The sequence below is a fragment of the Streptomyces yokosukanensis genome (assembly GCF_001514035.1).
GTDB lineage: Bacteria > Actinomycetota > Actinomycetes > Streptomycetales > Streptomycetaceae > Streptomyces > Streptomyces yokosukanensis.
On the sequence record NZ_KQ948224.1, the window covers coordinates 24,800 to 36,993 of the forward strand.

Here is a 12,194-nt window from a genome sequence, read left to right on the forward strand (position 1 = left end):
GCGTGAACCCCGCCGCCACACCCTCCCCCGACGTGCCCCCGCCCCCCGGCGGGACCCCACTCCAGGACGAGGCCGCGCCCACCGAGACGACCCGGCCCACCGCCCTGCCCCGAGCCGCGGCGGGCGGGCGCACCGGGCGGCACCGGCTCGCGGTCGCCGCCGTCCGGCACCTGTCCGAGAACGCCGTCGCCGTCACCCTGGACGTGCCCGACGCCCTGCGCGACGCCTTCGCCCACCGGCCCGGCGAGCACGTCGTCGTACGGCATCGCCACGCCGGCGCGGAGCTGCGCCGCAGCTACTCCGTGTGCCCCGCGCCCGACGAACCCGACGCCCTGCGCCTGGTGATCAAACGTGGCGCCCCCGACGGCTTCGGCGCCTACGCCATGACGGGCCTCGCACCCGGCGACGTCCTCGAACTCTCCCCGCCCACCGGTGCCTTCGCCCTCCCGGAGCGCCCCGGCGCCCACCACGTCCTGATCGCGGGCGGCTCCGGCATCACCCCGCTCGCCGCCATGGCCGTGACCGCGCTGCGCGAGGACCCGGAGTGCCGCGTCTCCCTGGTCCACTCCGTGCCGAGGGCCGTGGACGCCCTGCTCTGCGACGAACTGGCCATGGTGAAGGACGCGTTCGTCGACCGGTTCACCGTCCTGTACGTCCTCACCCGCGAGGCCCAGGACAACGGCCCGGTGGACGGGCGCATCGACGCCGCGAACCTGCCGCGCCTGCTCGCCGCGCTCCATGCCGCTCCCGGCCCCGGCACCACCTTCGCCCTGTGCGGTCCGGGCGGCCTGGTCGCCGCGGTGCGGCAGGCGCTGACGGACCGCGGCGCCGACCCGGCGCTCATCCGCTCGGAGCTGTTCACCCTCGGCGACAGCCCCGACCCGACGCCCCCACCGGCTCGTCCGGCGAGGACGTCCCCGCACGGCACCCGCGTCACCGCGCTCTACGACGGCCGCCACCGTGTCGTCACCGCGCAGCCGCAGGACGCCGCCCTCCTCGACTCGCTGCTCCGCGACCATCCCGACGTGCCCTACGCGTGCCGCGAGGGCATCTGCGGCAGCTGCCGGGCCAAGGTCCGCGCCGGCCAGGTCACCACCGGGCCCCAACACGCCCTCGACGCCACCGAACTGGCCGCCGGCTACACGCTCACCTGCCGCGCCCGGCCCCTCACCCCCGAGGTCACCCTCGACTTCGACGCATGAGGCGGCGCACCCACCGCCCCCTGCCCGGCCACACCACGCCCAGCTGAAGGAGAAGACGATGACCACCCCCCAGCGGCACGACGGCAGAACCGCCCTGGTCACCGGAGGCAGCCGCGGCATCGGCCGGGCCGTCAGCCGTCGTCTGGCCCGCGACGGCGCCCTGGTGGCCGTCCACTACGGGCACGACGCGCAGTCCGCCGAGCGCACCGTCAAGGAGATCGAGGCCGACGGCGGGCGCGCCTTCGCCGTCCACGCCGAACTGGGCGTGCCCGGCGACGCCGACACCCTGTGGGCGGCCTTCGACGGCGCCCTGGCCGGCCAGGGCGCCGAACCCGGGCTGGACATCCTCGTCAACAACGCGGGCATCACCCTCCCGCGGCGGCTCGCGGAGGTGACGGAAGCCGACTACGACAGGGTGTTCGCCGTCAACACCAAGGCGCCCTTCTTCATCGTCCAGCGCGGACTCGAGCGGCTGCGCGACGGCGGCCGGATCATCAACGTCTCCTCGGTGGCCACCCGCGTCGCCTTCCCGCCGATCATCGCCTACACCATGACCAAGGCCGCCCTGGAGTACCTCACCCTGGCCCTCGCACACGAACTGGGCCCGCGGGGCATCACGGTCAACAGTGTCGCCCCCGGCTACACCGACACGGGGATCAACCCCACGCTCAGCATCCCGGAGATCCGCCAGAAGTACGCGCAGGCCTCCGTGTTCGAACGACTGGGTGTCCCCGCGGACATCGCCGACGTCGTGTCCTTCGTGGCGAGCGACGACGCCCGCTGGGTGACCGGCCAGTGGATCGACGCGTCCGGCGGCGCCCATCTCGGCGTGTGAGCCACCGAGCCCCTACCGCCGCGCCGCCCGCCGGCCGACGCCCCGGTGGCCGGTCGCACGAGGAGACACACACCATGAATGACAGCACGTGCGCACTCGCCCAGCAGGGCGCCGAGGACGCCCTGACACAGCCCTTCGCGGGGACCAGCCCGTACGACGCCTATGTGCACGCGTCCGTCCTCAACAGCCTGCAGCACCCCCTCACCGAGGCCCCCGACGAGATGGGGTTCGTCGTCACGACGCAGGTGATGGAGCTGTGGTTCACCCTGATCGTCCACGAGTGGCGGATGGCCGCAACGGCCTTCGCCAAGGACGACCTGAACGCCGCCGTGGACGCCCTGGTGCGCAGCCGGCGGGCCCTGACCGCACTCAACGCGACCTGGGGGCCGCTCGCCGCCCTGACACCCGCTCAGTTCAACGGATTCCGCGCGGCCTTCGGCACCGCGTCCGGCTTCCAGTCGGCGATGTACCGGCACATCGAGTTCCTCCTCGGCGACAAGTCCGACTCGATGCTCCGCATGCACCGGGGCGACCCCGCCGTGCACGAGGCGCTCAGCGACACACACCGCGAACCGTCCCTGTACGACCAGGTGCTGGGCTACCTGCACCGGCAGGGCCTGCCCGTTCCCGAACACGTCCGGGAACGGGACGTGACCGCCCCCTACTGCTGCGACCCAGGCGTCGTGGGCGTATGGCGGCGGATCTACCGCGGCCCGCAGCACCACCCGCTGCTCGCCCTCGGTGAACTGCTCACCGACATCGCCGAACTCGTCCAGCGCTGGCGCCACGACCACGTCATGGTCGTCCGCCGCGCCATGGGCGCCAAGAGCGGAAGCGCCGGCTCCACGGGGCTCGCCTGGCTCGAACAGCGCGCGGCCCGCCCGGTCTTCCCCGAACTGTGGGAGGTGCGCGGTGACATCTAGGGTCATCTCCGCATTCGCGGCCGAGGAGGAGCAGCGGGTGCTCAGCCTGAAGCCGGTGCTGGCACCGGTGCACGGCCGCTACGGCGACCACCCGCACCAGGTCTACGACGCCTGGCCGGCCGAGGATCCCGACGCCCCGCTGGTCATCCTGCTGCACGGCGGTTACTGGCGCTACGACCGCATGCATCTGACCCCCTTCGCGGCCTACCTCTCCCAGCAGGGCCTCGATGTGCTGCTGCCCGGCTTCCGCCGGTCCGGCGGCGCGGGCGGCTATCCGGAGACCTTCGACGACGTCGCCCGGATCGTGGACACCCTGCCCGAGGGACGGCCGTACGTCCTGGCGGGCCACTGCTCCGGCGGCCATCTGGCCCTGTGGTGCGCGGCCCGCGCGCTGCTGCCCGCCGGCTCGCCCTGGCACACCCGTGCCCTGCCGACCAGCGTGCTGGCACTCGCCCCGATCACGGATCTCACCGCCACCCGCCGCGACGGCCTCAGCGACGGCGCGGCCCTCCAACTCCTCGGCGGCGAGGCACTGTTCGAGGAACGGCTGCCCTCCGTCGACCCGCTCACGCTGCTGCGCGACGCACGTACGACAGGCGTCCCGACGGTGCTGCTGCACGGCGCCGTGGACGAGGAGGTACCGCTCACGCAGTTCGCCGACTACGCGGCCGTGCACGACGACCTGCGCACTGTCGTACTGCCCGGGACGGGCCACTACACGCTCATCGAACCGGGCGCGCCCGGCGCCCGCGCCGTCGCCCGCACTCTGTGGGAGATGTCGGCCTCCTTCGGCGCCCGGCGACCCGGCAGCGACGCCGACACCGACACCGACACCGACTCCGGGAAGGCCACCCGACCGTGACGACGGCCCCCCTCGCACTCGACGAACGTGCCGCGCGAGCCGACGCCGACGACGCCCTGGCGCCGCTCGCGGAGCGGTTCGTGCTCCCGGACGGCGTCATCTACCTCGACGGCAACTCCCTCGGCCCCCTGCCGGCCGCGGTGCCCCCGGCCGTGACGGACGTCGTCACCCGGCAGTGGGGCACCGACCTGATCGGTTCCTGGAACGACAACGGCTGGTGGGACGCGCCGCTCCGGATCGGCGACACCATCGGCCGCCTCGTCGGAGCCGCGCCGGGCCAGACGGTGGCGGGCGACTCCACCAGCGTGCATCTGTTCACCGCGCTCACCGCGGCCGCCGCGCTGCGCCCCGACCGCCGGTTCCTGGTCACGGACCCCGGCCACTTCCCGACGGACCGCTACCTGGCCGAGGCGGTCGCCCGCCGCCAGGACCGACTGGAAGTGCGCCGCATAGCCCCGCCCGATCTCGACGCCTTCCTCGCCGAGGAGGGCGACCAGGTCGCCGTGGTCAGCTACGCGCCGGTCGACTTCCGCACCGGGGAGCTGTACGACATGGCCGCGACGACCGAGGCCGCGCACCGCGCCGGGGCGCTCGCCGTCTGGGACCTGTGCCACGCCGCCGGTGCCATGCCGCTGCACCTCGACGCCCAGGAAGTGGACTTCGCCGTCGGCTGCGGCTACAAGTTCCTCAACGGCGGGCCGGGCGCGCCCGCCTACCTCTACGTCGCCCACCGCCACCACACCTCCTTCGAAACCCCCGTGACCGGCTGGAACGGTCACGCGAACCCCTTCGGCGCGGACCGGGACTACAGCCCCGCGCCGGGCATCGCCCGTGCCCGCATCGGCACCCCGCCCATCCTCTCCCTGCTCGCCCTGGAGGCGGCGCTCACCGTCTTCGAGGACGTCGACCTCGCCCAGGTCCGCGCCAAGAGCATGTCCCTGACGGAGTTCTTCCTGCGCTGCGCCACCGAACTCCTCACCCCCCTCGGCATCGAATCCGTGACCCCGCCCGACCCCAGCCGTCGCGGCAGCCACATCGCCCTGCGCCACCCCCACGCCCTCGGCCTGACCCATGCCCTGGCGCAGCGAGGCGTGATCATCGACATGCGCGCCCCGGACCTTCTCCGCTTCGGCGTCAACGCCCTCTACACCACGCACCGCCAACTGCTCACCGCGGCCCGCCACTTGCAGGAGATCATGCAGGAGTCGGCCTACGATCCCGAACCGCCCCGGACCGGCCCGGTCACCTGATCCCGCGGCCTTCGGGTGCGCGTGGGTGCCCGTCCGTCACATGACGGGCCGCAGGGCCTGCGGGGTGAGGTGTTCCAGAGCGGGGTAGCCGTCGACGGCCATGATCAGGTCGGCTTCGGCCAGGAGCGAGCGGAGCACGTGGACGATGCCGTCGGCGCCACCGAGGGCGAGGCCGTAGGCGTAGGGGCGTCCGATGCCGACGGCGGTGGCGCCCAGGGCGATGGCCTTGACGATGTCGGCTCCGCTGCGGACGCCGGAGTCGAACAGGACCGGCAGTCCGTCGGCGGCCTCCACCACGGCGGGGAGCATGTCGAGCGCGGGCAGCCCGCCGTTGGCCTGCCGGCCCCCGTGGTTGGAGCAGTAGACGCCGTCCACGCCGCCGTCCTTGGCACGGCGGACGTCCTCGGGGTGGCAGATGCCCTTGACGATCAGCGGAAGGTCGGTCAGGGAGCGCAGCCAGGGAAGGTCCGCCCAGGTGAGCGGGTTCCCGAAGACCTGGGTCCAGGTGAGGACGGCGGCCTGCGGATCCTCCTCGGGAGTGCGCCGCAGACGGGAGCGGAAGACGGGGTCCGAGGTGTAGTTGGCCAGACAGTGACCGCGCAGTTGGGGGAAGTTGCCCGTCGACAGATCGCGCGGCCGCCAACCGGTGACCCAGGTGTCCAGCGTGACCACGATCCCCTTGAAGCCCGCCGCCTGCGCACGGTCGACCAGGCTCGCGGCCAGATCACGGTCGGTGGGGGTGTAGAGCTGGAAGAAGCCCGGAGTGTCGCCGAACTCCGCGGCGACCTCCTCCATCGGGTCCACCGAGAGCGTGGAGGCGATCATCGGCACCCCGGTGCGGGCCGCGGCGCGGGCCGTGGCCAGGTCGCCGTGTCCGTCCTGCGCGCACAGGCCGATCACACCGACCGGCGCCATGAACACCGGCGAGGGCAGCGTCGTCCCGAACAACTCGACGGACAGGTCGCGTTCGGTGGCACCGACGAACATCCGGGGAATCAGCCCCCAGCGCTCGAACGCCTCGACGTTGGCTCGCTGGGTCCGCTCGTCCCCGGCGCCCCCGGCGACGTAGGACCACACCGACGGCGCGAGCGCCTGTCGAGCGCGGGCCTCGAGTTCCGCGTGGGTCATCGGGAAACGCGGCATCACGCCGCCGAGCCCATTGAAGTAGATCTCGTTCTGGTAGGAACCGAACGCCTGGCCCATCTGCTCCGCCCTTCCGTCCGTGGGCGCCGCCGATCGCCCAGCCCTTCTCCGGCAGGGTGCAGTATCATCCAGCCGATGAGCCAAAAGCGCAGGAAACTCGCATCAAGGAGCCCGTGATGCAGGATGGCGTCAGATGGCTGGACGAGCAGGACCTGGCTCTGATCAACGCCCTCCAGCTCCACCCGCGCGCCTCATGGAGCGTGCTGGGCGCCACGCTGGGCGTGGATCCCGTCACCGTGGCCAGGCGCTGGAGCCGGCTGTCCGCGCGCGGCGAGGCCTGGGTGGCCCTCTCACCGGGGCCCCGTCTGTTCGAGCGGGTCTGTGTCGCCTTCGTCGAGATCGACTGCCCGCTCGGCGACGCCCCACAGGTCGTCCGTGCCCTGAACGATCGTCCGCACCTGCTCACGATCGAGCGTGCGGCCGGCGGGTACGACCTGCTCGCGACCGTGGCCACGGCGGACCTGGCCGCCATGTCCCGCCTCACCCTCGACGTCCTGCCGACCGTCCCCGGCGTCAGCGCGGTCCGGGCCCGGATCGTGACCCACATGTTCACTGAGGGCGGGCGCTGGCGCATCGACGCGCTCGCCCCCGGACAGCGCGCCCAGCTGACCGCGACCACCGCACCCCCCGCCACGGGCGAGCGGCAGCGCCGGACCGTCCCGACCACTGCGGCCGACCGGGCGATCCTCGACCGCTTGGCTCACGACGGCAGAGCGTCCTATCGAGCGTTGGCAGCCGCCCTGGACACCAGCGCCTCCACCGTGAAGCGGCGCGTCGACCGGCTCGTCGGACTCGGCCTGCTGCGCCTGCGCTGCGACTTCGCGCGCCCGCTCGGCGGCTGGCCGGTCGCCGTGACCTTCTGGGCCAAGGTTCCACCGGCCGATCTGCCGGACATCGGCCACGCCGTGATGCGCCTGCCGCAGACGAGGAACTGCGCGGCGGTCAGCGGCCCGAACAACCTGGTGGTGCAGGCGAGTCTGCACGCACTGGCCGACGTGCCGCGCTTCGAGACCCGGCTCGCCGCCGTGCATCCCGCAGTGGACATCGCCGAGCGGGTGATCACCCTGCGGCACGAGAAGCTGCTGGGCCGTCTCCTCGACGCACACGGCCGATCGGTGGGTGTCGTCCCGCCCGACCTCTGGTCCGAACCCGAGAGCCCTGCCTCGCCGTCTACCGGCATTTCCGGCCCGCGCGGGTAGCGTCGTACGGCGCCACCCGCTGCTGCATGCCTCTCAGCCGAAGTGCCGGACGCGCGCCGGCGCCGCCGGCGCGTACGGCTGCCAGTCGCTCGGCGATCCGGTCGTGACGAACTCGGCGATCGCGGTGGCGAAGGTACGCCCGAGGGCCCGCTCGCCGTCTCCCGGGCGTCCCAGCATCGGGCTGTCCCGATAGCTGTCGAAAGTGCGGAAGAGGAAGGGCAGTTCGCAGCAGTGCGTGGCGCCCAGGGCGTGCTCGTCCTCGGCGGGACGGCGGTCGAACCGGTAGACGTAGGTCGCGTTCTTGCCGGCGGCATGGTGGTCGGCCATCTTCAGCGCGCCCTCGCGGAACAGCGCGTCTGTCGCCACGTCGGTGAGGACCTGCGCCGGTGTGGCCTCCGGAAGCCGAGCGGCGTACCGCTGATAGACCTCGCCGGCCTGTGCCGACTGTGCCGTCTGTGCCGACTGAGCGCCGAGCATGTGGCTCAGGACGTCCTGCGCACCGGTGGCGGTGAGGGACCGGATACGCGGGTCGAAGGCGAAGAACGCCGTCATCTCGTCCCGCGTGGTGCCGAGCAGCAGCGGCTTTCCTTCCAGGGCGCCGTCCGCCAGCGCGCGCTGCCAGTCGGTGGGGAGACCGGCGCCGCCGAGCACCGGATACATCGGCGGCGTCGCGTCGCCCGGCCGGGCGAGCTGCGCCCCCAGCCGACCGGAGGCGTCGAGCAGCCGTTCGACGGGCAGCGCGCGCAGCGCCCTTCCGGCGTCCGCGCCGGTCGGCACATCGAGCAGGCGCAGGTAGGCCTCGGTGATCTCGGCCGCCTTGTCAGGGGCCTGTGGCTGCAGCCCCCACGGACCGCTCTGCAAGACCACCCGGTCGACGAGTCCCGCCGTCCGCGGGTCGACCGCCAGCGCCAGCGCCGAGTACGCTCCGGCCGACTGGCCACCGACCGTGACGGCCCGCGGGTCGCCGCCGAACGCGGCGATGTTCTCCCGCACCCAGCGCAGTACCGCGCCCTGGTCCTGGGAACCGAGGTTCTCGGCACCGATCTCCGGCAGATACAGGTAACCCAGCGCTCCGAGGCGGTAGTTGGCGGTCACCACCACCATGTCGCCCAGCGCGGCGAGGCGGGCTCCGTCGTACCAGTCCCAGCCGCCGGAGCCGCTGCTGAACCCGCCCCCGTGGAACCAGACCAGCACGGGACGGGGCGTCTCGTCCTCCAGCGCCCGCAGCGGACTCCAGACGTTGACGGTCAGACAGCCGTCCTCGTTCCAGTCCGGGGAACGGCGCCCCATCACCAGCTCCAGCCGTGAGGCCGCCTGGGGAACCGCCGGTCCGGCCTGTGCGGCCTCCCGCACCCCGGACCACCCCGCCGGCCGCCGCGGCGGCGCGAAACGCAACGCGCCGATCGGTGAGGCGGCGTAGGGGATTCCCCGGAACGACACCACGTCCCCGCCCACGGCTCCCCGGACCCTGCCCCGGCTCGTGGCCACGAGCCGGCCTTCGACACCCACCATGGAGCACCCCTTTCCTCTCGGGCGTGTCTGAGCATGAACGTTGTATCCGGATGAACGCATCTGAGCCAGAAGGAACGCCCCACAGCATGAATGAAGGACATACGATCTCTGGATATGGAGGAAGTGCGTCATCGCCTCAATGAGACCGACAGTCGGATCGCCGCCGCGATGCTGGCCGCCCCGCGTGCCTCGTGGCGTACGGTCGGCCGCGTCCTCGGCATCTCGGAGCGCACCGTCGTACGCCGCGCGGCGCCGCTCTTCCACGACGGCACCCTGCGGGCCACGGCGGTGCGCAATCCGGCCTCCTTCCCCGACCTGATCCCGGTCGCCCTGCGGATCAGGTGTCGGCCCGACCGGATCGCCGCCATCGCCGCCACCCTCGCTCGCCGCCCGGACACCGTCTGGGTGGACGTGCTCGGCGGCGGGGACGAAATCTCCGCCGTCCTGTTCCTGGACGGACCGGCGGCCCGCAACGCCCTGCTCCTGCGCGACCTGCCGGCCACCCCCGCGGTGCGGTCCTGGACCTCCCACGTGCTTCTGCGGGTCTTCCCCGCCGGCTTCGACTGGAGCGCCGGCCTGCTGACCCCGGCCGAGCTGACCGGTCTGCGGACCGGCCCGGGCGCGGAGCCGCTCCCCGTCTCCCCGCTCCCCGTCGACCAGCAGCTGATCGCCGCGCTGGTCGAGGACGGGCGGGCCTCCTACACCGAACTGGCACGCCGCGCCGGTACGACCGCCCTGACCGCCCGGCGCCGCCTGGAGGCGCTGGCCGACGGCCATGTCATCAGGCTCGCGACCGAGATCGACCTCGCCGTTCTCGGCGTACACGCCGAGGCGTTCTTGTGGATCACCGTCGCGCCCGGCGCGCTGGAAGAGACGGGGCGGCGACTCAGCCGACATGCGCAGGTCCGCTTCACCGCGGCCACCACCGGCCCGGCCCATCTTCTCGTGGCCGTCGCGGCGGCCGACCTGAACGCGCTGTACCTCTTCCTCACGGACACGGTCGGGGCCCTCGCGCACATCACCGGCATCGACGTCACGCCCATCCTGACCAGCGTCAAGCGGACGGGTCTCGTCCGGCCGGGCAGTCTCTGAGGAAGGTGAGGCGGCGCGCCCTCAGCTCATACGGACTCATGCGAACGTCCAGCGCGTGTGGCTGTACACCCCGTCGTTCCTGCCGAAGCCGTAGGCCGTCGCCGGTGTCACGGCGAAGAGCGCCGCGTCGCCCTTGCGGAACGCGTCCCCGATGCCGTGGAAGGTGCCTTCCGGCGAGGTGATGTGCGGCCCGTACTTGGCTTCGTAGGCGGCGATGGCCTGCTCCAGGACGGCCGGTTCCGTCACCCGCGCCGCCGTGCCCTCGACCACGAGGTCGAGCCCGTCGGTGAGCGAGTTCCGCCCGGTGGTCAGCGCGCAGTGCGCCTGGTGCGCCAGGTTCTTCGCCTTCTGCTCGTTCGGTCCGGTGGAGAAGTACAGCACGTCGTCGTGCCAGGCGGCGATCACCGGCGTGACGTGCATCCGGCCGTCGGAGCGGACCGTGGACAGCCAGAAGATCTCGGCGGTTTCGAGCTGCCGTCGTGCGTGCTCCCACTCCGTCGCGGTGACCTCCTGGGCGCCGGGGCGGGGGTTGAGCGCGGAACTGTAGCGGGTGTCCAGCTCGGTCCTTGGGTGCTGTGCGGGCATGTGCGTCACCCTCCTCTCCTCCCTCATTAACGACCGGCGGACCGCGGCGAACTCGTCGCAGGCGTCCGTTCGGGTGGCGTCGGGCCCGAGCCGCCCGGCCCAGCCCTCGCGAAACCTGGCACGTCGGGGCAGGCGTCCCCCGTGTGACACTGAAGCCCGCCGTGATCCTCGAAACGGTCCCTGGGAGGCTCCGCATGATGTCGCTCGATCTCCACCCGATCTTCCGGAACAACCGCGACATCGAACTGGCGCTGCGTCAGTTCCTCTTCAGGGCCAACCACGCGGGCGAACCCGTCGTGGAGATCATTCCGGGCAAGGGCTCGGGGCGACTGAAGGCCCGGGTCCTCGCGTTCCTGGACCAGAAGCACATCAGAAGGCTGTACGTCCGGCGCGAGGTCGACTCGGGCAACACCGGACGCATTCTCGTCTACTTCCAGTGACCACGAACGGAACAGGCCCTAGGTGGGGGCCGGCGGGCCGGGCCGGGGTGCGGCGGGTGTCCGGGCGCCGGTGATGCGGGGGAAGGCGCGGGCGGCGGCCAGGAAGGCCAGGGTCGTCAGCACGAACGGCCAGGTGAGGGGGCGGCCACCGGAGGGGGAGAGCAGGGCGGCTGCGGCCGGTGTGAGAGCGGTCGCGGTGGCGGCGCCGAGCAGCGCGTACGTCAGCGTCGCCGGGGTGGCGGACAGGAACACCCCGCACAGGGCCAGCGCGACGAGCACCGCGTTGTACCCCATCGTGCCGTCGGCGATCCGTGCTGCGGGCGCCTCGAGCGCCCACGCCGTCACTATGCCGGTCGCGCTGCCGGAACAGGCCATCCACCCCGCCACCCTGCTGGCCAGGAAGAGCCCCACGAGCAGGAGGGCCCCCGCGTACCACTCGTCCAGGAAGAAGACCTGCGACAGGTTGCGGAAGAACGCTCCCCCCACGTCCTGCGGTCGCAGAACCGTGGGTCCGGAGGCCACGCGGGGCAGCGCGGCGATGCTCGGGCCGGGTGGCCGGATCCGTCGGAACGCGGGCGCGGCGACGAGGACGGCGCAGGCCAGCACGCAGTAGGGCAGCGTCAGCGTCGGCAGCTCCCACACCTGCAGCAGCCGCACCACCGTCGCCGTGACGACGGTGACCACCAGGCAGGCCGCGACGGCGAGCAGCATCGTGGCCGGCCTGCTCGCGTCGAGGAACACGGCGAAGCCGAGCGCCGTCAGACAGGAGTTGAAGCCCTCCAGCCCCGTCCGGATCCGGCCACGGGCCACGCCCAGCACGGATGCGGCGCCGGTCCCGAGTGCGGCGCCGCCCAGTGCGTAGACGCCGTACCGCCAGTCGGCCGCGAGCAGCGCGAGGCCGAAGACGGCGCCCGCACGGGCATCGTCCAGCAGCATGACCTGGGCGAGACCGCGCAGCACACGCACCCCGAACGCGAGACCCCCTCGCATACCCACCCCCCAGTAAATCTTTCACTTCGCGGCATTATATTTCCGCGATGCGGGATCTGGTGAGGGTGTGCGCCGACGGGTGAGAGCGGGTCGGCCGGGCG

12 protein-coding genes are annotated in these 12,194 nt (G+C 72.7%); 8 read left to right on the forward strand and 4 right to left on the reverse strand.

What is annotated here, in order from left to right; translation table 11 throughout:
* Window positions 1-2 precede the first annotated feature (2 nt).
* The 5 genes from AQI95_RS35205 (at window position 3) to kynU (ending at window position 5,072) form a co-directional block, all read left to right on the forward strand.
* The gene (locus tag AQI95_RS35205) at window positions 3-1,202 is read left to right on the forward strand and encodes a 2Fe-2S iron-sulfur cluster-binding protein (protein WP_244188945.1); all 1,200 of its coding nucleotides are present in this window, start codon (window positions 3-5) and stop codon (window positions 1,200-1,202) included.
* 58 nt (window positions 1,203-1,260) lie between these two features.
* On the forward strand, window positions 1,261-2,037 hold the full coding sequence (locus tag AQI95_RS35210) for an SDR family oxidoreductase (protein WP_067133707.1): 777 nt from the start codon (window positions 1,261-1,263) through the stop codon (window positions 2,035-2,037).
* A 74-nt stretch (window positions 2,038-2,111) separates the two neighbouring features.
* A complete protein-coding gene (locus AQI95_RS35215) occupies window positions 2,112-2,960 on the forward strand; it encodes a tryptophan 2,3-dioxygenase (protein WP_067133709.1) in 849 nt (282 codons plus the stop codon).
* Window positions 2,950-3,822: an alpha/beta hydrolase family protein gene (locus tag AQI95_RS35220; protein ID WP_067133712.1), complete on the forward strand. Its 873-nt coding sequence runs from the start codon at window positions 2,950-2,952 to the stop codon at window positions 3,820-3,822. The genes AQI95_RS35215 and AQI95_RS35220 overlap by 11 nt, the downstream gene beginning before the upstream one ends.
* Window positions 3,819-5,072, forward strand: a complete 1,254-nt coding sequence (kynU, locus tag AQI95_RS35225) for a kynureninase (RefSeq protein WP_067133715.1) — start codon at window positions 3,819-3,821, stop codon at window positions 5,070-5,072. Before AQI95_RS35220 ends, kynU begins: the two co-directional genes overlap by 4 nt.
* Before the next feature lie 36 nt (window positions 5,073-5,108).
* On the opposite strand, the gene AQI95_RS35230 is transcribed toward kynU, so the two are convergent.
* Complete coding sequence (locus AQI95_RS35230; RefSeq protein WP_067133718.1) at window positions 5,109-6,275, reverse strand: lactate 2-monooxygenase; 1,167 nt, start codon at window positions 6,273-6,275, stop codon at window positions 5,109-5,111.
* Between the two features lie 116 nt (window positions 6,276-6,391).
* On the opposite strand from AQI95_RS35230, the gene AQI95_RS35235 reads away from it, so the two are divergent.
* On the forward strand, window positions 6,392-7,474 hold the full coding sequence (locus tag AQI95_RS35235; protein ID WP_067133721.1) for an Lrp/AsnC family transcriptional regulator: 1,083 nt from the start codon (window positions 6,392-6,394) through the stop codon (window positions 7,472-7,474).
* Window positions 7,475-7,507: 33 nt separating this feature from the next.
* Here the strand turns inward: AQI95_RS35235 and AQI95_RS35240 are convergent, their stop codons facing one another.
* Window positions 7,508-8,986 (reverse strand): carboxylesterase/lipase family protein, encoded by a 1,479-nt coding sequence (locus tag AQI95_RS35240; protein WP_067133724.1) that lies wholly within the window; start codon window positions 8,984-8,986, stop codon window positions 7,508-7,510.
* 114 nt (window positions 8,987-9,100) lie between these two features.
* On the opposite strand from AQI95_RS35240, the gene AQI95_RS35245 reads away from it, so the two are divergent.
* The gene (locus AQI95_RS35245) at window positions 9,101-10,078 is read left to right on the forward strand and encodes an AsnC family transcriptional regulator (RefSeq protein WP_208614341.1); all 978 of its coding nucleotides are present in this window, start codon (window positions 9,101-9,103) and stop codon (window positions 10,076-10,078) included.
* A 36-nt stretch (window positions 10,079-10,114) separates the two neighbouring features.
* On the opposite strand, the gene AQI95_RS35250 is transcribed toward AQI95_RS35245, so the two are convergent.
* Window positions 10,115-10,663 carry a pyridoxamine 5'-phosphate oxidase family protein gene (locus AQI95_RS35250; protein WP_067133728.1) on the reverse strand — a complete coding sequence of 183 codons (549 nt, stop codon included), beginning with the start codon at window positions 10,661-10,663 and terminating at the stop codon, window positions 10,115-10,117.
* A gap of 194 nt (window positions 10,664-10,857) precedes the next feature.
* On the opposite strand from AQI95_RS35250, the gene AQI95_RS35255 reads away from it, so the two are divergent.
* On the forward strand, window positions 10,858-11,103 hold the full coding sequence (locus tag AQI95_RS35255) for a Smr/MutS family protein (protein ID WP_067133732.1): 246 nt from the start codon (window positions 10,858-10,860) through the stop codon (window positions 11,101-11,103).
* An 18-nt stretch (window positions 11,104-11,121) separates the two neighbouring features.
* Here the strand turns inward: AQI95_RS35255 and AQI95_RS35260 are convergent, their stop codons facing one another.
* Window positions 11,122-12,093 carry an urea transporter gene (locus tag AQI95_RS35260; protein WP_067133735.1) on the reverse strand — a complete coding sequence of 324 codons (972 nt, stop codon included), beginning with the start codon at window positions 12,091-12,093 and terminating at the stop codon, window positions 11,122-11,124.
* Window positions 12,094-12,194: the final 101 nt, after the last annotated feature.